The organism is Micromonospora echinaurantiaca (genome assembly GCF_900090235.1).
Classification (GTDB): Bacteria; Actinomycetota; Actinomycetes; order Mycobacteriales; family Micromonosporaceae; genus Micromonospora; species Micromonospora echinaurantiaca.
In genome coordinates, this window is sequence record NZ_LT607750.1 from 2,582,833 (window position 1) to 2,603,610 (window position 20,778).

The window sequence follows — 20,778 nt, forward strand, 5'->3', positions numbered from 1 at the left end:
ATGCTGGCCACTTTCGCTTGGTACTGTGCGTCACTGGTCATGTGAACCATGACACAGTGCCCCCACAGTCCGGAGAACCCGATGTGCCAGCACCAACCCACCTGCCCCTCCGCCGAGGCGACCGACCGGGAGGCCGCCCGAGTCATCGCCTGCTTCCCTGAGCAGGGCTGGAGCCTGCTCTGCAACGGTGTCATCGTCTTCGAGGACACCGGCGAGCTGCTCCCCGACGGCCGCACCATCGCCCCGCACCGCGGGCCCGCCCGCCACGCTCTCGTCGCCTGACCTGTCACTCTCCGTCACGCCAATTCGTCGCGTCGACCCGGGCGGGTCCCCCGGTCGGGACCTCCACCGCAGGTCGGCGTACCCGCCGGGGCGGCACCCATGACCGCCCCGGCGTCCCGCGACATCAGCTCTCGAACGCCTCCGGCGACGGGCACGAGCAGACCAGGTTCCGGTCACCGTACGCGCCGTCGATCCGCCGCACCGGCGGCCAGTACTTCCCGGCCCGGTCCACCCCGGCCGGGTACGCGCCCACCGACCGCGGGTACGGGTGCTCCCAGGCGTCGCCGCTGACCATCGCCGCGGTGTGCGGCGCGTTCGCCAGCGGGTTGTCGCCCGCCGGCCACTCCCCGGCACCCACCTTGTCGATCTCCGCCCGGATGGCGATCATCGCGTCGCAGAACCGGTCCAACTCGGCCAGGTCCTCGCTCTCGGTCGGCTCCACCATCAGCGTCCCCGCCACCGGGAACGACATCGTCGGGGCGTGGAAGCCGTAGTCGATCAGCCGCTTCGCCACGTCGTCCACGCTCACCCCGGTCGCCTTCGTCAACGGCCGCAGGTCGAGGATGCACTCGTGCGCCACCAGGCCCTTGTTGCCGGCGTACAGCACCGGGTAGTGGGCGCGCAGCCGCGCCGCCACGTAGTTCGCCGCGAGCACCGCCACCCCGGTGGCCCGGGTCAGCCCGGCCGCGCCCATCATCCGCAGGTACGCCCACGGGATCGGCAGGATCCCCGCCGAGCCGTACCGCGCCGCCGAGATGGCCGGCCGGCCGTCGACGTGCCGGCCCAGCGGGTCGCCCGGCAGGAACGGCGCCAGGTGCGCCCGCACCGCCACCGGACCGACCCCCGGCCCGCCGCCGCCGTGCGGGATGCAGAACGTCTTGTGCAGGTTCAGGTGCGACACGTCCGCCCCGAACTTGCCCGGCTTGGCGAACCCGACCAGCGCGTTGAGGTTCGCCCCGTCGACGTACACCTGACCGCCGGCCTCGTGCACCTTCGCGCACAACTGCGCGATGCCGGTCTCGTACACGCCGTGCGTGGACGGGTACGTCACCATGATCGCGGCGAGCGCGTCCCGGTGCTTGTCGATCTTCGCGTCGAGGTCGACCAGGTCGACGTTGCCGTCGGCGTCGCAGCCGACCACCACCACCCGCATCCCGGCCATCACGGCGCTGGCGGCGTTGGTGCCGTGCGCCGACGACGGGATCAGGCACACGTCCCGGTGCCCCTCACCGCGGGAGGCGTGGTAGGACCGGATGGCCAGCAGCCCCGCCAGCTCACCCTGGGAGCCGGCGTTGGGTTGCACGCTGACCGCGTCGTAGCCGGTCACCTCGGCCAGCCACGCCTCCAGCTGGGCGATCATCTCCCGGTAGCCGGCGGTCTGCGCCTCCGGCGCGAACGGGTGGATGTGGGCGAACTCCGCCCAGCTCACCGGCTCCATCTCGGTGGTCGCGTTGAGCTTCATCGTGCACGACCCGAGCGGGATCATGCCCCGGTCCAGGGCGTAGTCGAAGTCCGACAGCCGCCGCAGGTAGCGCAGCATCGCCGTCTCGGAGTGGTGGCTGCGGAACACCGGGTGGGTGAGGAAGTCCGAGGTGCGGGCCAGCGCCGCCGGCAGCGCCGGGTCGCCGGCGCCGTCGAACGCGGGCACGCCGAACGCCGCCCACACCGACGCCAGGTGCGCGTCGGTGGTGGTCTCGTCGCAGGCGATGCCCACCCGGTCGGCGTCGACCAGCCGCAGGTTCACCCCGCGCCGCGCCGCGGCGGCGACCACGTCCGCCGCCCGGCCGGGCACCGTCGCGGTGACGGTGTCGAAGAACGCGACGTCCGCGACGTCCACCCCACCGGCGCGCAGCCCGGCCGCGAGCCGCGCCGCCATCTCGTGGGTACGCCGGGCGATCGCCCGCAGCCCGTCCGGGCCGTGGTAGACGGCGTACATGCCGGCCATCACGGCGAGCAGCACCTGCGCGGTGCAGATGTTGCTGGTCGCCCTCTCCCGCCGGATGTGCTGCTCGCGGGTCTGCAACGCCAGCCGGTAGGCCGGGTTGCCGTCGGCGTCCCGGGACACCCCGACCAGCCGGCCGGGCAGCATCCGCTCCAGCCCCGAGCGCACCGCCAGGTAGCCGGCGTGCGGGCCGCCGAAGCCCATCGGCACGCCGAAGCGCTGGGTGGTGCCGGCGGCGATGTCGACGCCGATCTCCCCCGGCGGGCGCAGCAGGGTCAACGCCAGCAGGTCCGCCGCGACGGTCACCAGCGCCCCGACCGCGTGCGCCGCCTCGACCAGGCCGACCTGGTCCCGGACCGCCCCGGACGCGCCCGGGTACTGCAGGTGCAGGCCGAAGAACTCGCCGGGCAGCTCGTCGGCGTCCAGGTCGAGCACCCGCACCTCGATGCCGAGCGGCTCGGCCCGGCTGGCGATCACCGCGATGGTCTGCGGCAGGGTGTCGGCGTCGACCACGTACACCGGGCTCTTGCTCTTCGACGCCCGGCGGGCCAGGGTCATCGCCTCGGCCGCCGCGGTGCCCTCGTCGAGCATCGAGGCGTTGGCGGTGGCCAGCCCGGTCAGGTCGGTCACCATGGTCTGGAAGTTCAGCAGCGCCTCCAGCCGGCCCTGGCTGATCTCCGGCTGGTACGGCGTGTACGCCGTGTACCAGGCCGGGTCCTCCAGCACGTTGCGGCGGATCACCGCCGGGGTGTGCGTACCGTGGTAGCCCAGGCCGATCATGGACACGGCGACGGTGTTGCGGGCCGCCAGGGCCCGCAGCTCGGCGATCGCCTGCTGCTCGGTGGCCGGCGCCGGCAGGTCGAGGGTGCCGTGCCAGCGGATCACCTCGGGGATCGCGGCGTCCATCAGCTCGTCGATCGAGCCGTATCCGACCGTTTCCAGCATCCGGCGCTCGTCGTCCGGATCGGGGCCGATGTGGCGGGCGGCGAACTGCTCTGTCATGGGCTGCGCTCCCGGGGGACGAGGTCGACGGGTCGGCCTCCCCCTGAGTCGCGCCCGCGCAGCGCTCCACAGTGCCTGCCCCCGCGGTCCTTTTGCCTGAGAGGTTCCGGGGAGGATATGCCCCTTCGGCGCCGCCCGTGCTGCTGTGGGCGGTCTCTCCCGCGTGGGTGGTACCGGCGAAGGTCAACGCTACCAGCGTCGGTGTTTCGGGCCGATGTCGTACCCCCGTCCCCGATCATGGGGGTAGTCGCGCACACCGCAGGAGGTGCCCATGACCGAGCCGGCGACCAGCCCGGACGACCTGGGGCGGTTCTTCGTCGCCCGCGCCAACGCCCGCGACGTCGAGGGTCTCGTCGCCCTCTACGAGCCCGACGGGGTGTTCGCCACCCCGGCCGGACCCGCCGCCGGCGCCGACCAGCTGCGGGCCGCGTTCGAGCAGATGCTCGCCGACGGGCCCACCTTCACCCCCGGCCAGCCGCAGCCCACCCTGTACGCCGGGGAGCTGGCGTTGACCTCCACCCGCCTCGACGACGGCTCGGTCACCGCGGAGGTGGCCCGCCGCCAGCCCGACGGCACCTGGCGCTGGGTGCTCGACCAGCCCCGCTTCGTCGCCCCGCCGGCCAGCTGAGCGCCCGCCGGCCCTGGCGCGCCCCCGAGGCGACATGGCGTTGTCCGGTCGATCCGCTGCCCCGCTCATCCGGCCTGCCGCGACGCGGCCCGGGCGGCCGGGGAGACCCCCGGCCGGCCTCGCCCCTCCGGGCGCTAACCGGCCGGCCCGGTGCCGGGCGCCTACCCGGCGGCCGCCGCGGCGACCGTCCCGGGACTGTCGGGAGCGCCGACGGTCCAGTCGGCCAGCGCGGGACTGTCGGCGCCGCCACCGCCGGTCCGGTCGACCAGCGCGGGCAGCAGCCGGCCCAGCGGCGCGTCCACCGTGAGCGCCGCATACCCGTCCCCGCGGGTCGGCCCCTGGTTGACGATCGCCACCGGGATGCCCAGCTTCGCGGCGCGCAGCACGAACCGCCGCCCCGACATCACCGTCAACGACGAGCCCAGCACCAGCAGCAGCCGCGCCCGGTGCACCAGGTCGAAGCAGTGCGCCACCCGTGGCGCCGGCACCGTCTCGCCGAAGAACACCACGTCGGGTTTGAGCGTGCCGGTGCCGCAGAACGTGCAGTCCACCACCCGGAACCGGGCCACCTCGGCGTCGGGGAGCTCCACGTCACCGTCCGGGTTGACCGCGTCGACCCGGGCGTCGAAGCCCGGGTTCGCCTCCCGCAGCCGCCGGTCCAGCTCCTCCCGCGAGGTCTGGTTGCCGCAGTCCAGGCAGACCACCTCGTCCAGGCGGCCGTGCAGCTCCACCACCGGCGCGCTGCCGGCCGCGGTGTGCAGCCCGTCGACGTTCTGGGTGATGACCGCGTCGACCAGGCCGGCGCGCTGCAACCGGGCCACCGCCCGGTGCCCGTCGTTCGGGGCCGCCCGGGCGATGGTCCGCCACCCCAGGTGGCTGCGCGCCCAGTAGCGCCGCCGCGCCTGGGCGTCGCCGGTGAACGTCTGGTAGGTCATCGGGGTGTGCCGGCGGGCCGCGCCGCTGGGCCCCCGGTAGTCCGGGATGCCCGACTCGGTGGACAGCCCCGCCCCGCTGAGCACCACGACACCACCGGCGGCCACCAGGTCGGTCAGCGCGTCGATCGTCTCGGTCACCCGTCCATGCTGCCTCACGCGCCCGCACCCCGGCGACCACGCCGCAGGCCACCGACCTGCCCGCCGGGCCCGCGAACCGCCTCCGCCGGCGTGCCCGCCGGCCCGCTACCGCCTCCACTGGCCCTGCCCGTCGGGTCCGCGACCGCCTCCGCCGGCGCCCGGCGCCGGCCGATCCCGACGTGACGCCCGCCGCCCACGGGCGGCGCGAGGGTCAGGCGGTCCGCGGAGGCCCGCCCCCACCACCACTCGACGGCGTGGATCCACCACACCCACCGGACTCCCCGGTGAACGGCAGTGGGGGGTCGCACTAGGTTGCAGGTATGCGCGTCGTCATCGCCGGAGGACACGGCAAGATCGCCCGGCTGCTGCTGCGGGACCTCACCGGCCGCGGCGACACCGCCGTCGGCCTGATCCGCAACCCCGATCATGCCGCCGCGCTGAGAGCCGCCGGCGCCCACCCGGTCCTCGCCGACCTGGAACACCTCGGCGTCGACGACCTCGCCGGTCACCTCGGCGGCGCGGACGCGGTGGTCTTCGCCGCCGGCGCCGGCCCGGGCAGCGGCGCGGCCCGCAAGGACACCGTCGACCGGGCCGCCGCCGTGCTGCTCGCCGACGCCGCGCAGCGCGCCGGCGTACGCCGCTACCTGCTGGTCTCCTCGATGGGCGTGGAGGGCGAACCGCGCCCCGGCACCGACGAGGTGTTCGCCGCGTACCTGCGGGCGAAGAAGGCCGCCGAGGACGACGTGACCGGCCGGGACCTCGACTGGACGGTGCTGCGGCCCGGCCGGCTCACCGACGACCCGCCCACCGGGCGGATCACCCTGGCCCGGCGGGTGCCCCGCGGCGCGGTCACCCGCACCGACGTCGCCCGGGTGCTGGTCGCCCTGCTCCACACCCCGGCCAGCGCCGACATGATCCTGGAACTCGTCGGCGGGGACACCCCGATCGGCGAGGCGGTCGCCGCCGTCACCGCACGCTGACGCCGCCACCGCCGGCGGACCCGCCGGTGTCACCGGCCTGAGCACGGTCCTCGACAGAGCCGACACCCGAGCTGCCAGACTCGTGATCATGCAGGAGTCACCGAAGACGGCGCCGGTGGCGGTGGTCACCGGCGCCAACCGGGGCATCGGCCGGGCGGTCGCCGCCCGGCTCGCCCGCGACGGCTACCACACCGTCCTCGCCGTCCGCGACCCCGACCGGGGCCGGCACGCGGCCCGGGACCTGCCCGGCAGCGTCACCGTGGAGCGGCTCGACGTCGCCGACGCCGACAGCGTCACCGACTTCGCCCGGCGGCTGCGCGACCGGCACGGCCGCCTCGACGTGCTGGTCAACAACGCGGCGATCAACTACGACACCTGGCAGGACCCGCTCGGCGCCGACCTGACCGTCGTCCGGGACACCCTGGAGGTCAACGCCCTCGGCGCCTGGCGGGTCAGCCAGGCCCTCGTCCCGCTGATGCGCCACCGCAGCCCCGGCCGGCGGATCGTCAACGTCTCCAGCGAGAGCGGCTCCCTGACCGGCATGGGCGCCGCCGCCCCCGGCTACGCCATGTCCAAGGCCGCGCTGAACGCGCTGACCCGGCTGCTGGCCGCGCAACTCGCCGCCGACGGGATCCTGGTCAACTCGGTCTGCCCCGGCTGGGTGGCCACCGACATGGGCGGGCCCGCCGCACCCCGCACCGCCGCCGAGGGCGCGGCCAGCGTGTTGTGGGCGGTGCGGATCCCCGACGACGGCCCCACCGGCGGCTTCTTCCGCGACGGCGAACCGCTGCCCTGGTGAGCCGCCGCGGCCGGCCCGCCGGTCGCGGGCCGGCCGTCGGCTCAGCGCTGCTGGTGGCGGGGCAGCGCGCCCTGCCCGGCGCCGGCGCGCACCGCCGTGCCGGCCTGCCCGACCAGCCGGTCCATGGTGCGGGCCAGGTGCTCGCTGCCGTCGTCGAGGTGCCGCGCCGCGGCCTGCATGTGGGAGATCATCATCTCGCCGTAGATCCGCAGCGCCTCCCGGGTGGCGACCCCGTCGTCGAAGCTCGACCCGGCCGCCGAGCGATAGTCCTGCACCGCCCGCTCGGCCTCCTGCTTCGCCTCCTCCGCCGCCGCCTGCACGTAGCTCTCGTACTGCACCCGGGCGTACTCGGCCACCCGGCGCGCGTAGTCGTGCGCCTGCGCGATGATCTGCTCGGCCTCCCGCTGGGCCGCCGAGAGCAGGTTCACCTCCTTCGCCGCCGGCAGCTTCGCCTCCGCCCCGGCGCTCGGGATCACCCCGTGCCGGTGCAGCTCCACCCGGTCGTTGAGCCGCTCGTTCTCCGCCCGCAGGGTGGCGAGCTGCGCGGACAGCAGATCCAGCTCGTCGGCCACCTGCATCCGGAACCGGTCCACGTCGGCGTGGTCGTAGCCGCGGCGGGTGAACGACGCGGAACCGAACTCCCACCGACGCACCCGGTCGGCCGTCATCCGCACCGGCACACCGCCGGAGATCTGCACACCGTCATACCGGCTGATCGGAGTCGTCAACGGGAACCTCCGGAGTTGTCAGGGGCGGACGCCTGGTCCACCGCGGTGCGCCACGCCGGGCCGTACCAGTGCTTGCCCAGCCCTTCGTGGTGCAGCTGACCGGCGTGGTAGCCGGCCCGGGCCAGCGCCCCCGCCGAGTACGACACCATCTCGTCGGAGCCGCACACGTACACGTGCCGGGACCGCCAGTCACCGTCGGCCAGCGCCCGGTCCACCGCGTGCACGAACTCCCCCGGCCGCTGCAGGTCCGTGCCCACCACGTAGGTCACCGTCAGCCACGGGTACGACGACGCCAGCTTGTCGATCGCGTCGTTGTCGTAGAACTCGGTGCGCGAGCGGGCCCCCACGTACAGGTCGACCTTGCGCCGGGAACCCTCGGCCGCCACCTGCTCCACCAGCGCCTTCACCGGCGCCCAGCCGGTGCCGCTGGCCAACAGCAGCAGATCCGCCGACCCGGCCGACCACAACGACAACCGGTCACCCACCGGCGCGGCCAGGTGGAGCTGGTCACCCACCGCGCACCCGTACACCAGCCGCGACGACACCGCCCCGCCGGGCGCGGCGCGGACGTGCAACTCCAGGGTGCCGTCCGCGCGCGGCGCGTTCGCCGGCGAGTAGTACCGCCAGGACCGCACCGACGGGTGGGACACCCCGATCGACTGGCCCGGCGTGAACGGCAGCAGGTACTGCGGACGCAGCGTCAGCACCGCCACGTCGAACGCTCGCCGCTCGTGCCCGATGACCTCCGCCACCCACCACGGTGGGTTGACCGCCTCGGCGGCCTGCGCGGCCTCGATCATCACCTGCGACACCAGCCCGTACGCGCCGGCCCAGTCCTGGGCCAGCTCGTCGGTCCACTGCTCGCCGAGGAAGTGCTGCAGCGTCGCCAGCAGCGCCTCCCCGACCGCCGGGTAGTGCTCCGCGCGCACCGCGAACTTGCGGTGATCGGCGCCGAGATCCTGGAGGAACCCGACCAGCCGGTCCACCTGGTCCACGTTGGACACGATGTGCCCCAGCGCGGTGACCAGCCGGTCACGCTGCCCCGCCATGTTCGTCGGAAACATCTGCCGGGTCTCGGGGTGAGCCAGGAACAGTGTGGAATAGAAGTAGAGCGGAACCTGATCGCCGTGCGCGGCGACCAGGGACCAGCTCTGCTTGAGCCGGGCGGCGTCCACGCTCAGGCGCTCGCCGGGTTCCCGCTGGCCACCACCTGGTCCTGCACCTGCCCCAGCACCACCTGCACGTCGGCGATGATGTCGCCGGGCACACCGAGCTCGGTCAGCGTCACGGTCAGGTGCTCCCCCACCTTGACGTAGTGCTCCACCGGGATCCGCAGCGGCTGGTGCGCCTCGGCCAGGCTCCGCCCGGCGTACTCGTTCGGGCCACCCAGCACCACGGTCAGCATCAACGCCAGATGCCGGCGCTGCCCCGGCATGTCCACATCGGTGAAGTAGCCGGCCAGTTCCGGGTCGGCCAGCACCCGGTCGTAGAACAGGTCGACGGCGGCCTTGACCGAGGTGGCGCCACCGATGCGCTCGTAGTGGGAGGCGGGCGCGGTTTCTTCCGTAACCGTCACGGTCGTTCCTTCCGATCTGGAGGGGTTCGCGCGGGGCTGGCGCGCTGGGGCAGCGGTCGGCCGGCGCGCATCAGCGCCGCCGCAGGCGACACCGCACCGGGGCGACCGCGTGACGGACGATAGCGCGTCACGCCGTCGCGGTCATCGCCCCCCTATCGGATTCCCGACACTCTCCACTACCCACCGTGACAATCAGATCAGGTCGCCACCTCCACACTGGGCAATCGACAATATACACAGAGTCATCGTCGACGTGTCCGCGGCACCCACCGCATTCCACCGCGGACCGGCCCCAACGCGCCCACACCCGCCGCTGACCACCACAGACACCCGGACGGCCGATCGTCCGAGCTGCCTCATCCGACCCGGCAACCCGACCTCAACCGCAGCGACGCCCCCGCACACCGAACGGCCAGCCGCCCACCGACCCCGCCGCCAGGGACACGCAGCGTCACCACGAAATATGCAACACTTTCGGCGCGTCGCTCGTGCCGCACGTCACAACCGCGCCCGACCAGCGCAGCTCGACCGTCGGGAAGCACCCACCGCACGGCCACCAGAAACACCCGACCAGCCCAGACGACCCCGCGCCTCGGACGGCCACCAGGGCGGCGTGTCAGCGCCACCCCACCGCGAGGGACCCGCTCAGCCGGCCCGCCGCCGCGCCCGCCGCGCCGCCAACTCGTCCCCCACCGCGTCCGACGCCGCCACCGCCGACTCCGGACCCGGTGTTACCGCCGCCGGCTCCGCCGGCAGATGCGACAGCGAACCCTGGATCTCCTTGAACGCCCCACCGATCGCGATGCCGAACACGCCCTGGCCGCCCTGCAACAGGTCGACCACCTCCTCCGGCGACCGGCACTCGTACACCGTCGTCCCATCGGAGATCAACGTGATGCCCGCCAGATCCCCCACCCCACGCGAGCGCAACGCCTCGATCGCCTTCCGGATGTTCTGCAACGACACCCCGGCGTCCAACAGCCGCTTCACGACCTTCAGGACCACCAGGTCCCGGAACGAGTACAACCGCTGCGTGCCCGAACCCGAGGCGTCCCGCACACTCGGCACCACCAGCCCGGTACGCGCCCAGTAGTCCAACTGGCGGTAGCTGATCCCCACCGCGTGGCAGGCCGTCACCCCCCGGTAGCCCACCGAACCGTCACCGTCCGTCGCCACCCCCGGCGGCGCCGCACCCGGCTCGTCCAGTTCCCTACCCGGATCGGGATCTCGCGGCTCGTGCATCCGGACAACCTCCCCGCCAGTGCGGTGACACGTCGTTTCCGGGACGTGCACCCCTCGACACGGCAACCCTATAGCCGCCCTCGGGGGTTACCGCGCAGGAACCGTCGCGACACGCCGCGCAGCCACGGGAAAGATCACCCACACCGCCGGGACATCACCCACAGTGACCCCGGCCGCCCACACACAGCCGCCCACCGGCAGCCGGTCAACCCGCGAAATCCTCCGGACGCACCTGCTCCAGGAACTCGCGGAACTTCTCCACCTCGTCCTCCTGCTCGTCCGGGATCACGATCCCCGCCTCACTGAGGACCTGCTCGGCACAACGAATGGGCGCACCCACCCGCAACGCCAACGCGATGGAATCGCTCGGCCGCGCCGACACCCGCACCCCGTCACCGATCAACAGATCGGCGTAGAAGACGTTCTCCTTCAACTCGGTGATCTCCACCGCCCGCAACGGCGCCTTCAACGCCGCCAACACGTCCCGCAGAAGGTCATGAGTCAACGGCCGGGCCGGCTTGACCCCCTGCTGCTCGTAGGCGATCGCCGTCGCCTCGACCGCGCCGATCCAGATCGGCAAGTAGCGGTCCCCCTCGACCTCCCTGAGCAGGACGATCGGCTGGTTGCTGGGCAGCTCCACCCGAACCCCGACCACGCTCAGCTCGCGCACCGCCGCCTCCGTGTCGTTGTCACCTACGCCGCACCGCGCCCTTCCCTGCACGGTACACGGACCGCGACACGGCCGTCCCACGCGCAATCCGCACCACGCCCGCGCCAGAAAGGGGTTACCCCGGCAAGCCTACGACACGCTTCCCGGGACAGATCTTTCCGCACACCCGCCGGTCACCGGCCCAACGTCGACCGCAACCCCACCCGCACCAACGCCGCGTGCAACTGCTGAGACAACGCCACCAACTCCCGCGCCGTCTCCGCCGCCCGCGCCCGCGCCGCCGGATCACTCTGCCGCGCCAACGGCGCCACCAACTGCGCGAACAGACCGACCTCCCGATCCGCCGCCGTCCGGTAACCCCGCAGATGCCGCGGCTGGAACCCGTACGCCGCCAGCCCCGCCACCGCCCGCGCGATGATCAACGCATCACCGTCGTACCAGCCCGGCGGATCCGACACCACCAACCCGAGCCGCTCCAACTCCGCCAACGTCGACTCGTCGATCCCGCTGCGCGCCACCAGATCGGCCCGACCGAGCCGCACCTCCGACGACTCGGCCGGCGCCGGCGACTCCCGCCCCGGCACCTCGCCACCAGGACCCACCGCCACCAACGTCGGCCGCTGCCGACCCGGCGCCTCCCCGGTCGCGTCCCACTGCGCCAACTGCTCACGGATGACCCGCAACGGCAGGTACTGGTCCCGCTGCGCGGTCAGCACGAACCGCAACCGCGCCACATCGTCCCAGCTGAACTTCCGGTAACCCGACGCCGTACGCTGCGGCTCCACCAGACCCTCGGCCTCGAGAAACCGCAACTTCGAAATCGTGACGTCCGGAAAATCCACCCGCAACTGCGCCAGCACCTCACCGATGCTCATCAACGGTTGCGCGCGCGCCGCCCCCGGCGACGTCGAGGCCGCAGGCTCGTTCACCCCCGGCCGGCCTCCCCCTCCGGGCGCGGACCGGCGATGAACACCACCCGGAACTTGCCGATCTGCACCTCGTCACCATTGCTCAACGTGGCCGCCTCGACCCGCTCCCGGTTCACGTACGTGCCGTTCAGGCTGCCCACGTCCCGCACCGTGAACGTGCCACCGTCCCGGTGGAACTCCGCGTGCCGCCGCGACACCGTCACGTCGTCCAGGAAGATGTCACTGTCCGGATGCCGGCCACTGGTCGTCACATCGTGATCCAACAGGAACCGGGCACCAGCGTTCGGACCCCGCCGGACCACCAGCAGCGCCATCCCCGGCGGCAACGAACCGGACATCCGGCTCGGCACCACATCGGTGTCCGGCCCCTCCAGCACTTCGTCGAGCGAGCCGAGATTGAGCGTCGAAGTGACGTCGAGTGGGGGGAACTCGTCGCCTGGGCGCGTCATGGGACCACCTCACGGATCTGTTCGGTCGGCGTCGGGTGATGGCGGGTCTGGCCGCCGGGCCAATGAACACCCGGCGGCTGGCTCCCCGTGCCCGGAAAGGCGCTTCCGCGACGCTCAACTATTGGGTTCTCGGTCGACTGGGCGAGCCTAGCCAGCGCCGAAATGCAGGGCAACCGGACGCGCGGACTCGACAGGCGCGCCGGCTCGGGCACACTCAGCTCTCGGTGAGCTCGCGATACGCGCCCGCGGACAGCAGCGCGTCGACCGCCGCCGGATCGTCCGGGGTGATCTCCACCAACCAACCCGCACCGTACGGGTCAGTGTTGATCACCTCAGGGGTGTCGCCGAGCGCCTCGTTGCGCGCCGCCACCGTACCGCTGACCGGGGCGTAGATCTCCGACACACTCTTGGTCGACTCGATCTCACCCATCGACTCACCAGCAGCCACCGCCGTACCCGCCTCGGGCAGCTGGACGTACACGATGTCACCCAGCGCGTCCTGCGCGAAATGGGTGATGCCGACCCGGACAGGGCCGCCGTCGCCACCGGACACCCACTCGTGCTCAGCGGTGTAACGCAGATCCTCAGGAATCACCAGACGCGTCCCTCATCCATCGGTGCACCGGGCGAACCCGGTGCCGGCCGCGCCGGTCAGGAGACCGGACGGGCGTGTTCCAGCTTGATCGGCGCGTGCAGCGCCGAAACCTCGGCAGCCTCACGATCCTCAACGATCACGTTACCGCCGTCGCTCGCCACCGACGCCACCACCCCACCGGGAATGTTCAACGCCGTACGCATCGTCGCCGGATCACCGATCACCGTGATCGTGTACGGACCCGTCAACCGCCGCCCGTCCACGATCAACGACCCGTTCTCCCCATCCAGGAAGAACGTCGACGCGATGATCCGCACCGTCGCCCGATCCCCACCGGAGATCTGCATCGCCTCCGCGCCGGCACCCCGCAACTCCTGCACCGCGTCCAGCACCCGCGACGCCGAGATCGGCTTGCCACCCGGGACGAACCGCACCGACAACCCCGGCCCCGTCGCCGGCAACGTCCCCGCCAGGATCCCCAGCTCGTCCGCCCGCCGGGTCGCCTCCTCCAACGCCGCCTGGCGCCCCTGCTCACCCGACTGCAACTGCCGCTGGCTCTCCTCCAGCGACTCGATGTCCTGCCGCAACCGGTTCGTCCGCGAATCCAGGTCGTACAGGATCCGGACCAGGTCCTCCTGCCGGGTCGCCGCCAACGTCGGATCCGTCGACGTCGTCTTCAACTGCACCACCAGGGTGAAGCCCAGCAACGCCAACAGCACCGCGATCATCACCCCGGCCGAGCTCAGCCGCGCCCGCACCGACCGCACCGACCCGGCGCCCGCCACCGGCGCACCGACGTCCCCGCCCGGCTCACCGGCGCTGGCCGCCGACCCGTCGACGGCCGCGGCGCTCGCCCGGCTCAGATCCACCGTCGCCGCCTCACCGGCGGCATCCTCCGCCGGCGGCCCGTCCTCCCGCTCCGCCGGCCGCGGCGCCAACGGACTCAGCTCGTCCGGATCCGGCGCCTCCGGCCGCGGATCCGGCTCCCCCGCCGGCCCCGACGGACGCGGCGGACCCGCCGGCTGCGGCCAGCCGGTCCCCGTCTCGGTGTGCTCGTCGCTCATCGCCTGTAAACCTACGCCCGGAACAGGTGCCGGCGGATCGCCGCGACGTTTCCGAAGATCCGCACCCCCAGCACGACCACCACACCGGTGGACAACTGACCACCCACGCCCAACTGGTCACCCAGGTACACGATCAGACCCGCCACCAGCACGTTCGAAATGAACGACACCACGAACTGCTTGTCGTCGAAGATCCGGTCGAGCTTCGCCCGCACGCCGCCGAACACCGCGTCGAGCGCCGCTACCACCGCGATCGGCAGGTACGGCTGCAACGCCGCGGGCACCGTGGGGTCGAGCCACACCCCGAGCACCACCCCGGCGAGCAACGCCAGCACCGCGATCATCGACCACCTCCGGAGGGGCTGAGGGGCGTCCGGGAACCGGACGGCTGGACACCGGTGGCCGACCCGGACGGCGTCGGACTCACCGAAGGCTCCGCGTAGCGTAGCTGCGGCTCCGGCGCCGCCGGCAGGGTGAGGTCGTCGACCTTGCGCACCCCGAACGACAACCCGGTCGTCTTGGCAACCTCACGCATCAGCAACGCCGACCGGCTCTCGTCGAACCGGCGCTTCATCGACCCCGGGCCGATCGCCGACACCTCGTACGGCCCGGTAACCGGCCGGAAGTCCACCAGGATCGCCTCACCGGCCGAGCGGATCGTCGACGTCGCCGTCAACCGCTGACCGTTGATCGCGATCGCCTCCGCACCTGCGCTCCACAGGTCGTTCGCCACCGCCTGCAGGTCGCTGTAGAGCACCCGCGGCGGCCCGGCGCCGGCCCCGGTCACCGCGTCCTGCTTCCCCGGCGCATCCGCCAGCCGCACCACCACGCCGTCGCCGCGCACCCGCCCCATCCCGGTGCCCGCCTCCAGGTCCCGCAGCCGGGCCGCCTGCGACCCGCTCAGCGCCAGCTCGCGCTGCCGGGCGACCTCCTCGCGCAGCTGGTCCGCCCGGACCGCCAGCCGGTCCGCCTCGGCCTGCCGCTCCTTGATCTGGGCCACCAGCCCGGAGCGGGCCTGGCTGCGCCCCGGCTCGTCGGCCAGCGTCTGCTTGTACGCCACCGCGAACAGGAACCCGAGCAGCACCAGGACGACCAGGCTCACCGACCGGGCCGACCAGCCGCGCCACCCCGACGGCGGCCCGCTCTCGCGGCGATGCGCCGCCGCGTCCAGGTAGCCGGGATCGAGCGGGTTGCGGAACAGCTCGGTGAGGAAGTCCGGGGCGTACACCCGGTCGGCGCGGCCCTGGCCCTCCCGCGGCGTGCCGGTCACGCGCCCGCTCCCCCGGCCCGCACCGCGGTGACCAACTGGCGCGCCTGCACCACGTAGAGCGCGCCGGCCACCCAGTAGAGCACCAGCCCCCACCACGCCAGACCCCAGCCGACCGGGCCGGCGACCGCAGCCGCCCCCGGCACCGCCGACGCCAGCAGCAGCACCGGGAACGCGGCCAGCAGCAGGAACGTAGCGGTCTTGCCGACGTAGTGCACCGGAGGCGGCCCGTACCCGTAGCGGCGCAGCACCGCCAGCGAGCCGACCAGCAGCAGCTCCCGGGCCAGCAGCGCGGCGGTGAACTGCCAGGGCACCACCTCACGCGCGGTGAACCCGAGCAGCGTGGCGAGGATGTAGAGCCGGTCGGCGAACGGATCGAGCAGCTCACCGAGCCGGCTCACCTGGCCCAGCCGGCGGGCGATCCAGCCGTCCACCCAGTCGGTGGTGCCGCCCACGGCCAGCACCACGATCGCCGCCACGTCGGCGCGGGCGACCAGCAGCAGGTAGAGGAAGAGCGGCACGCCGAGCAGCCGCACGAAGCTGATCAGGTTGGGCAGGGTGAGGACCCGGTCGCCGGGAGCCGGATCGGTGCCGCCCGAGGCCCCCGGATGCGCTGCCCCAGCCGGCCGACGCGACACCGAACCTCCTCCGCGACGCGTCGCGGCCGCCCGACCGAGGCCGGGCGCTGCGGGACGCGTGCTGTCGGGCCGGCATCCGCCGGCACCCGCTGCGGTCCCGGGACGGGACCTCCCCTGATTCGGCCCGCGATCGTCGTGATCACGGGCCGGCTGAGTTGCGCTGCCACTATATCGGGCGCTCGCCGTCTGCCCGGGTGCCGCCGAGCCCGGCTCGGCGACCTCGTCGCCCGGTGTGACCGGGCTCACGTCGCGTAGGGCGTCCTAGGACGATGGTGCCGGGCGCGAGCGGGTGATCAGGCGGTGCGGGCCGACGGGTCCGCCGCCGGCTCGGCGGCCGTCGCGGCGGCCTGGCCGAAGGCGAGCAGGCCGAGCAGCAGCTCGTGCTGCACCCGGCCGGGCATCCGGTCCAGCACCGTCTGCACGGCCTGGTGGCGGCGTTCCGCGAGCTCGCGCAGCAGGTCGTCGGCCGCCGCGGTCGGCACCAGCCGCACCTCCCGCCGGTCCCGGGGGTCGGCCACCCGCCGCAGCAGGCCGATCGCCTCCAGCCGGTCGCAGAGCCGACTCGCCGACGACGGCACGACGTCCAGCAGCTCGGCCAGCCGGTTGACGTTGGTCCGTGGCCGGCTGGCGATCAACGAGAGCACCCGCAGCTGCGTCGGCGAGACCACCATCCGGTGCCGGGAGACCGCCGAGTCGAGCACACCGACCAGCGCCTCCGCGGCCGCGTCGATCGCGGCGGCGAGATTCGGAGGTCGCTCCACCCGGTGTCCCCTGCGATCGTCCCGCTCGTGCTCGGCCGCGGCGTGGCGACGGTACTCAGTCGCCGGCGCGGCCGCCGGAACCGCGCCAGTCCAGACAGACCACGACCGCGTCGTCGCGCAGGTCGGTGTCCGCATGCCAGGCGTGCAGTTCGCGCATCACCGTACCAACTGCCTCGGCCGGCGGCTGCAGCCGCGTGGACCGCATCGCCCGCGCCATCGCCTTCTCCCCGTACGCCTCCCGGTCGGCCGGCGCGGCGGCCCACACGCCGTCACTGACCACGAAGAGCCGGTCCCCCGGCGCCAGGTCGAACTCCTGCAGGTCGTACCGGGCCTCGGCGAACATCCCCAGCGGCAGCTGCTGCTCCAGGGCGATGGTGTCGACTGCGCCGCCGCGCAGCCGCAGCAGGCGCGGCGAACCGGCGTCCACCGCCCGCACCCGGCCGGTGATGGTGTCCAGCTCCAGCAGCACCGTCGCCACGTACCGCCGGCCCCGATGCTGGTAGAAGACCGTGTCGGAGGCGAGTTCGGCCTGCTCGGTCAGGCTGCCGCCGGAGCGGCGGGCGTTGCGCAGCGCGTTCACGGTCACCGCCGTGAGCAGCGAGGCGGACAGCCCGATGCCGGATCCGTTGAGCACGGTGAGGGTCAGCCGGTCGCCGTCGAGCGACCAGTCGAAGTGGTCGCCGCCCACCGTGTACGCCGGCTCCAGCTGGCCGGCGAGCTGGAACGCGTCGTGGCTGACGCCGCGCCCCGGCAACAGCTCCCACTGCATCTCCGCCGCCATGCTGAGCCGCTCCCGGCGGCGGGCCCGGCGGTAGCGGTCGGTCTCCCGGTCCGCCGCGCGCAGCACCACCGCCAGCTCACCGGCGACGTCACCGGCCTGCTCCACAGTGGCCGGGCCGGGCGCGGTGGGAAACTCGACCAGCAGCACCCCGAGCCGCTCCCCCCACACCGACAGCGGCAGGTAGAGCCGGCACCGGCCGTCCCCGGCGCCGTCGAGCACCGGCTGCTGACTGCTGAAGCACCGCTGCGCCATACCCTGGCAGGACAGGAAACCGGCCTCGGGCAACTCCGGGTCCAGCACCGGCCAGAGCCCGCTGATCCGGTAGTCGGCGAGGAACACGTCCGTCCGCGTCGCGCCCAACGTGGACCGGATGGCCCGGTCGGCGGCCTCGGCCACCTGGTCGGGCGGGGACTCGCGCAGCGCACGCGACAACCCGCCGGGCGCGTCCAACATGGTTCTCCTCCGGCAACACTTGCTGTAAGGCAAGCATCATACGGAGGTCGCCGGGACCGCGCCGCGCGGGCGGCCCATCGTGATCAACCTGTCCCCGGCGGACCGTCGCCCGCCGCGCGGTCAGTCCGCCGCGCGGACCGCCACCGCGCCGTGGAAGGCGTCCGGCACGTCGGCCGGCGAGCCGTCGGGGCGCCATCGGGCGATCGGCGCGATGCCGTCGGCCGTGGGCCGCCACCGGCCCAGCAGCGGCGCGAACGCCTCCGGCCGGCGCATCCGGAACGCCGGGCCCATCATCGCCAGGGCCGCCGGATGACCGGCCAGCTCCTCGGTGTCGAAGTCGATCGCGAGCTGGCTGCCCGGGGCGACCGCGCCGTGCAGCTCGTCGAGGGTACGGGCGAGCGTCTCGTCGTCGAGGAACGCGGCCAACCCCAGGAAGACCACGCCGACCGGCCGCCTCCCCCACCCCGGGACGAACCGGTGCAGCTGCGCCGGGTCGATGGTGCCGATGTCGGTGGCGTCGCCGTAGCCGTAGCCGGCCCGGTCGCTGCCGGCCAGGATCCGCTGGCCCAACCGGATGGTGACCGGGTCCACATCGGTGTAGAGCACGGTCGCCTCCGGAGCGACCTCGTGCACGTTGCCCATGGTGGGCACCCCGGCGCCGAAGACCAGGAAGCTGTCCACGCCGTCGGCGACGATCGCCCGCACCGCCCGACCGAGGAAGGCACGCAACTCGCGGAAGACCGGCGCGCACGGCCCGTACGCCTGCTCGAAGGCGCGCGCCGCGGCCACGTCCACCGGGAAGTGGTGCTCCCCGCCGAGCCAGAAATCGATCATCCGTGCGGTGCTCGGCTGGTCGGGTTCAACCATCGACGACGCTCCCTCCCCGGCGGTCGTCGCCAGCGTACCGACCGGACGTCCTGGGCGGTATCGCCCCGCCGGCCCGCCACCGGCCGCGATACTGACCCGGAACCGGTGGGAGGTGGACGGTGAACTCGGCGAACGGCGCTGCCGTGGTGGTCGGCGTGGACGGCTCGCAGTCGGCGCTGCGGGCCGTACGCCTGGCGGCGGCCGAGGCCGACCGGCGCAACCGGCCGTTGCGAATCGTGCACGGCTTCATCTGGCCGCTGCTGCACGTCCCCCTGCAGCCCCCGGCGGGCGGACCACCGGGCAGCGGACTGCGGGAGCAGGCCGAACGGCTGGTCGCCGAGGCGGTGGCCGAGGCCGAGGCGGCGGTGCCCGGGCTGCGGATCTCCGGCGAGATCATCGACGGGGAGGCGGCGGCGGTGCTGCTCGGCGAGTCGCCGGCCGCCGCGATGATCGTGCTCGGCGACCGGGGCCTCGGCGGCTTCTCCGCGCTGCTGGTCGGCTCGGTGGCGGTCCAGGTCGCCTCCTACGCCGACTGCCCGGTGCTGGTCGCCCGCGGCACCGACCGCGCCGACGGGCCGATCGTGGTCGGGGTGGACGGCTCCGAGATGTCCCGGCTCGCCGCGGAGTTCGCCGTCGAGGAGGCGTCGGTACGCGGCGCCGAGGTGCTCGCCCTGCACGCCTACCGGCACCCGGTCTCCACCGGCCCCGGCGACATGCAGCCGCTGGTCTACGACGACAGCGAGCTGCGCACCGAGGAGGAACGGCTGGTCGCCGAGGTGACGGCCGGGCTCGCCGACCGCTGGCCCGACGTGCCGATCACCCGGCGCACCGTCCGCGGCCGCCCGGCGCCGGTGCTCACCGACGCCTCCCGGCAGGCCCAGCTGGTGGTCGTCGGCCGGCAGGGACGCGGCGAGTTCACCGGGTTGCTGCTGGGCTCGGTGAGCCAGGCGGTGCTGCACCACGCCGACTGCCCGGTCGCGGTGGTCCGCGCGCCCCGCTGAGCCGGGGTTGGCCCGCCCGCAGACGGGTAGACGCACCCGGTACGCCGACGGGCGACAGCGACCGGAGGAGGCAGCGATGCCAGGACCACGGCCGGGCAGCAACGCGTACGACAAGCAGCGCGCGCGGATTCGCGACGCGATCGACGATTCCGGACGCCGGGTGCCGGACCGCAAGGCCAACCAGGTGGCCAACCGGATCCTGCAGGAGGATCGGGGACAGCGGGGCGTCGTACGCGGCGAGCGGACGTACGGACCCAAGGGTGAGCGCGAGCCCGGAGACCCGAAGTGAGCCGGACCAGCCTGGCCGACGGAGTGATCGTCGGGGCGGTCGGCAGCACCGCGCTGAACATCGTGAGCTACCTGGACATGGTGGTCCGCGGGCGCCCGGCGAGCAGCACGCCGGAGGCGAGCGCCGGCCGGCTGGCCGGGGTGGCGCACGTCGACCTCGGGTCCGGGGACCGGGCGGCCAACCGCCGCTCGGGCCTCGGGCCACTGCTCGGCTACGGCGCGGGGATCGCCGCCGCGGTCGGCTTCGCGCTGCTCACCCGCGGCCGCCGGCAACCCCTGCCGCTGGCCACCGGCGTGCTCGGCGGGGGCGTGATGACCCTCTCCGACGGCGGGATGACCATGCTCGGCGTGACCGACCCGCGCACCTGGCGCCGCTCGGACTGGATCGCCGACCTGGTGCCGCACCTGGCGTACGGCTTGACGGCCGCAGCCACCTGGAACCGGCTGCGGCCGCCCGACGGGCGGGGCTGAGTCAGCCCCGCCCGCCGCTCTCGTCGTCGGCCACCGGCTCCCCGGCCGGGCCGTACGGCGAGACCTGTCCCTTCGGCACCGGACGCCCGGCGTCCCCCTTCGACGTGCCCCGGTTGCGGGGATGACCGGTCGGTTGTGGGCCCTTGCTGTACTGGCTCGTGGCGCCCTTGTCGTTGCGCCGGAGCTCCTCCTGCTGCGGGTTGACCACAACTGTCTCCTTCCGCCGGACGGCACCCGGCCGGCGCCGCCTCCCCCGCGGCTTACCCGCCGCCGCAGGTGCCATGCCGCAGCC

Annotated in this window: 25 protein-coding genes and 1 riboswitch; of the genes, 7 read left to right on the forward strand and 18 right to left on the reverse strand. The window is 73.6% G+C overall.

Annotation, left to right across the window (positions count from 1 at the left end):
- Positions 1-81: 81 nt before the first annotated feature.
- Positions 82-282 (forward strand): DUF5999 family protein, encoded by a 201-nt coding sequence (locus tag GA0070609_RS11870; RefSeq protein ID WP_088993863.1) that lies wholly within the window; start codon positions 82-84, stop codon positions 280-282.
- A 124-nt stretch (positions 283-406) separates the two neighbouring features.
- On the opposite strand, the gene gcvP is transcribed toward GA0070609_RS11870, so the two are convergent.
- A complete protein-coding gene (gene gcvP, locus GA0070609_RS11875) occupies positions 407-3,226 on the reverse strand; it encodes an aminomethyl-transferring glycine dehydrogenase (protein ID WP_088993864.1) in 2,820 nt (939 codons plus the stop codon).
- 74 nt (positions 3,227-3,300) lie between these two features.
- A riboswitch (glycine riboswitch) is annotated at positions 3,301-3,398 on the reverse strand.
- Positions 3,399-3,497: 99 nt separating this feature from the next.
- Between gcvP and GA0070609_RS11880 the strand changes: the two genes are divergently transcribed.
- A complete protein-coding gene (locus GA0070609_RS11880; RefSeq protein ID WP_088993865.1) occupies positions 3,498-3,854 on the forward strand; it encodes a YybH family protein in 357 nt (118 codons plus the stop codon).
- Between the two features lie 161 nt (positions 3,855-4,015).
- Here the strand turns inward: GA0070609_RS11880 and GA0070609_RS11885 are convergent, their stop codons facing one another.
- Complete coding sequence (locus GA0070609_RS11885; protein WP_088993866.1) at positions 4,016-4,927, reverse strand: NAD-dependent protein deacetylase; 912 nt, start codon at positions 4,925-4,927, stop codon at positions 4,016-4,018.
- A 320-nt stretch (positions 4,928-5,247) separates the two neighbouring features.
- Between GA0070609_RS11885 and GA0070609_RS11890 the strand changes: the two genes are divergently transcribed.
- Together GA0070609_RS11890 and GA0070609_RS11895 are read left to right on the forward strand one after the other, a co-directional pair.
- Positions 5,248-5,907: an NAD(P)-binding oxidoreductase gene (locus tag GA0070609_RS11890; protein WP_088993867.1), complete on the forward strand. Its 660-nt coding sequence runs from the start codon at positions 5,248-5,250 to the stop codon at positions 5,905-5,907.
- An 88-nt stretch (positions 5,908-5,995) separates the two neighbouring features.
- Positions 5,996-6,706: an SDR family NAD(P)-dependent oxidoreductase gene (locus GA0070609_RS11895; RefSeq protein WP_088997677.1), complete on the forward strand. Its 711-nt coding sequence runs from the start codon at positions 5,996-5,998 to the stop codon at positions 6,704-6,706.
- 41 nt (positions 6,707-6,747) lie between these two features.
- Here the strand turns inward: GA0070609_RS11895 and GA0070609_RS11900 are convergent, their stop codons facing one another.
- The 15 genes from GA0070609_RS11900 to GA0070609_RS11970 all read right to left on the reverse strand — a co-directional run bounded on the left by GA0070609_RS11900 (position 6,748) and on the right by GA0070609_RS11970 (position 18,726).
- On the reverse strand, positions 6,748-7,434 hold the full coding sequence (locus tag GA0070609_RS11900; RefSeq protein ID WP_088993868.1) for a cell division protein DivIVA: 687 nt from the start codon (positions 7,432-7,434) through the stop codon (positions 6,748-6,750).
- Positions 7,431-8,609, reverse strand: coding sequence for a globin domain-containing protein (locus GA0070609_RS11905; protein WP_088993869.1), 1,179 nt, complete (start codon positions 8,607-8,609; stop codon positions 7,431-7,433). The genes GA0070609_RS11900 and GA0070609_RS11905 overlap by 4 nt, the downstream gene beginning before the upstream one ends.
- 2 nt (positions 8,610-8,611) lie before the next feature.
- Positions 8,612-9,010: a group I truncated hemoglobin gene (locus GA0070609_RS11910; protein ID WP_088993870.1), complete on the reverse strand. Its 399-nt coding sequence runs from the start codon at positions 9,008-9,010 to the stop codon at positions 8,612-8,614.
- A 645-nt stretch (positions 9,011-9,655) separates the two neighbouring features.
- Positions 9,656-10,252 carry a MerR family transcriptional regulator gene (locus tag GA0070609_RS11915; RefSeq protein WP_088993871.1) on the reverse strand — a complete coding sequence of 199 codons (597 nt, stop codon included), beginning with the start codon at positions 10,250-10,252 and terminating at the stop codon, positions 9,656-9,658.
- 205 nt (positions 10,253-10,457) lie between these two features.
- Positions 10,458-10,922 (reverse strand): bifunctional nuclease family protein, encoded by a 465-nt coding sequence (locus GA0070609_RS11920; RefSeq protein WP_088962140.1) that lies wholly within the window; start codon positions 10,920-10,922, stop codon positions 10,458-10,460.
- 173 nt (positions 10,923-11,095) lie between these two features.
- Positions 11,096-11,797, reverse strand: coding sequence for a transcriptional regulator FtsR (gene ftsR, locus GA0070609_RS11925; RefSeq protein WP_172899327.1), 702 nt, complete (start codon positions 11,795-11,797; stop codon positions 11,096-11,098).
- 50 nt (positions 11,798-11,847) lie between these two features.
- Positions 11,848-12,300 carry an oxoglutarate dehydrogenase inhibitor Odhl gene (gene odhI, locus GA0070609_RS11930; RefSeq protein WP_088993873.1) on the reverse strand — a complete coding sequence of 151 codons (453 nt, stop codon included), beginning with the start codon at positions 12,298-12,300 and terminating at the stop codon, positions 11,848-11,850.
- A gap of 214 nt (positions 12,301-12,514) precedes the next feature.
- The gene (gcvH, locus tag GA0070609_RS11935) at positions 12,515-12,895 is read right to left on the reverse strand and encodes a glycine cleavage system protein GcvH (RefSeq protein ID WP_088993874.1); all 381 of its coding nucleotides are present in this window, start codon (positions 12,893-12,895) and stop codon (positions 12,515-12,517) included.
- A 56-nt stretch (positions 12,896-12,951) separates the two neighbouring features.
- Positions 12,952-13,959, reverse strand: a complete 1,008-nt coding sequence (locus tag GA0070609_RS11940; protein WP_088993875.1) for a DUF881 domain-containing protein — start codon at positions 13,957-13,959, stop codon at positions 12,952-12,954.
- An 11-nt stretch (positions 13,960-13,970) separates the two neighbouring features.
- Positions 13,971-14,303: a small basic family protein gene (locus GA0070609_RS11945; RefSeq protein WP_007460356.1), complete on the reverse strand. Its 333-nt coding sequence runs from the start codon at positions 14,301-14,303 to the stop codon at positions 13,971-13,973.
- Positions 14,300-15,229 carry a DUF881 domain-containing protein gene (locus tag GA0070609_RS11950; RefSeq protein ID WP_088993876.1) on the reverse strand — a complete coding sequence of 310 codons (930 nt, stop codon included), beginning with the start codon at positions 15,227-15,229 and terminating at the stop codon, positions 14,300-14,302. Before GA0070609_RS11950 ends, GA0070609_RS11945 begins: the two co-directional genes overlap by 4 nt.
- A complete protein-coding gene (locus GA0070609_RS11955; protein WP_088993877.1) occupies positions 15,226-15,864 on the reverse strand; it encodes a CDP-alcohol phosphatidyltransferase family protein in 639 nt (212 codons plus the stop codon). The genes GA0070609_RS11950 and GA0070609_RS11955 overlap by 4 nt, the downstream gene beginning before the upstream one ends.
- A gap of 293 nt (positions 15,865-16,157) precedes the next feature.
- The gene (locus GA0070609_RS11960) at positions 16,158-16,625 is read right to left on the reverse strand and encodes a MarR family transcriptional regulator (RefSeq protein WP_088993878.1); all 468 of its coding nucleotides are present in this window, start codon (positions 16,623-16,625) and stop codon (positions 16,158-16,160) included.
- Between the two features lie 55 nt (positions 16,626-16,680).
- Positions 16,681-17,859, reverse strand: coding sequence for a PP2C family protein-serine/threonine phosphatase (locus tag GA0070609_RS11965; protein ID WP_088993879.1), 1,179 nt, complete (start codon positions 17,857-17,859; stop codon positions 16,681-16,683).
- A gap of 120 nt (positions 17,860-17,979) precedes the next feature.
- Positions 17,980-18,726, reverse strand: coding sequence for an SAM-dependent methyltransferase (locus GA0070609_RS11970; RefSeq protein WP_088993880.1), 747 nt, complete (start codon positions 18,724-18,726; stop codon positions 17,980-17,982).
- A gap of 119 nt (positions 18,727-18,845) precedes the next feature.
- Here GA0070609_RS11970 and GA0070609_RS11975 point away from each other — a divergent pair, with 119 nt between their 5' ends.
- From GA0070609_RS11975 to GA0070609_RS11985, 3 genes are all read left to right on the forward strand, one after another.
- Positions 18,846-19,727, forward strand: coding sequence for a universal stress protein (locus tag GA0070609_RS11975; RefSeq protein WP_088993881.1), 882 nt, complete (start codon positions 18,846-18,848; stop codon positions 19,725-19,727).
- Positions 19,728-19,803: 76 nt separating this feature from the next.
- Entirely contained in the window at positions 19,804-20,016 is a 213-nt protein-coding gene (locus tag GA0070609_RS11980) for a phosphatidylethanolamine-binding protein (protein ID WP_088993882.1), read from the forward strand.
- Positions 20,013-20,486: a hypothetical protein gene (locus GA0070609_RS11985; protein ID WP_088993883.1), complete on the forward strand. Its 474-nt coding sequence runs from the start codon at positions 20,013-20,015 to the stop codon at positions 20,484-20,486. The genes GA0070609_RS11980 and GA0070609_RS11985 overlap by 4 nt, the downstream gene beginning before the upstream one ends.
- A gap of 1 nt (position 20,487) precedes the next feature.
- On the opposite strand, the gene GA0070609_RS11990 is transcribed toward GA0070609_RS11985, so the two are convergent.
- Positions 20,488-20,694, reverse strand: a complete 207-nt coding sequence (locus GA0070609_RS11990) for a hypothetical protein (protein ID WP_088993884.1) — start codon at positions 20,692-20,694, stop codon at positions 20,488-20,490.
- Positions 20,695-20,778 lie beyond the last annotated feature (84 nt).

Coding starts and splice junctions, on each gene's coding strand:
- GA0070609_RS11870 (WP_088993863.1), top strand. CDS start 82: ATGTGCCAGCACCAACCCACCTGCCCCTCCGCCGAGGCGACCGACCGG.
- gcvP (WP_088993864.1), bottom strand. CDS start 3,226: ATGACAGAGCAGTTCGCCGCCCGCCACATCGGCCCCGATCCGGACGAC.
- GA0070609_RS11880 (WP_088993865.1), top strand. CDS start 3,498: ATGACCGAGCCGGCGACCAGCCCGGACGACCTGGGGCGGTTCTTCGTC.
- GA0070609_RS11890 (WP_088993867.1), top strand. CDS start 5,248: ATGCGCGTCGTCATCGCCGGAGGACACGGCAAGATCGCCCGGCTGCTG.
- GA0070609_RS11895 (WP_088997677.1), top strand. CDS start 5,996: ATGCAGGAGTCACCGAAGACGGCGCCGGTGGCGGTGGTCACCGGCGCC.
- GA0070609_RS11915 (WP_088993871.1), bottom strand. CDS start 10,252: ATGCACGAGCCGCGAGATCCCGATCCGGGTAGGGAACTGGACGAGCCG.
- ftsR (WP_172899327.1), bottom strand. CDS start 11,797: ATGAGCATCGGTGAGGTGCTGGCGCAGTTGCGGGTGGATTTTCCGGAC.
- odhI (WP_088993873.1), bottom strand. CDS start 12,300: ATGACGCGCCCAGGCGACGAGTTCCCCCCACTCGACGTCACTTCGACG.
- GA0070609_RS11940 (WP_088993875.1), bottom strand. CDS start 13,959: ATGAGCGACGAGCACACCGAGACGGGGACCGGCTGGCCGCAGCCGGCG.
- GA0070609_RS11945 (WP_007460356.1), bottom strand. CDS start 14,303: ATGATCGCGGTGCTGGCGTTGCTCGCCGGGGTGGTGCTCGGGGTGTGG.
- GA0070609_RS11965 (WP_088993879.1), bottom strand. CDS start 17,859: ATGTTGGACGCGCCCGGCGGGTTGTCGCGTGCGCTGCGCGAGTCCCCG.
- GA0070609_RS11970 (WP_088993880.1), bottom strand. CDS start 18,726: ATGGTTGAACCCGACCAGCCGAGCACCGCACGGATGATCGATTTCTGG.
- GA0070609_RS11980 (WP_088993882.1), top strand. CDS start 19,804: ATGCCAGGACCACGGCCGGGCAGCAACGCGTACGACAAGCAGCGCGCG.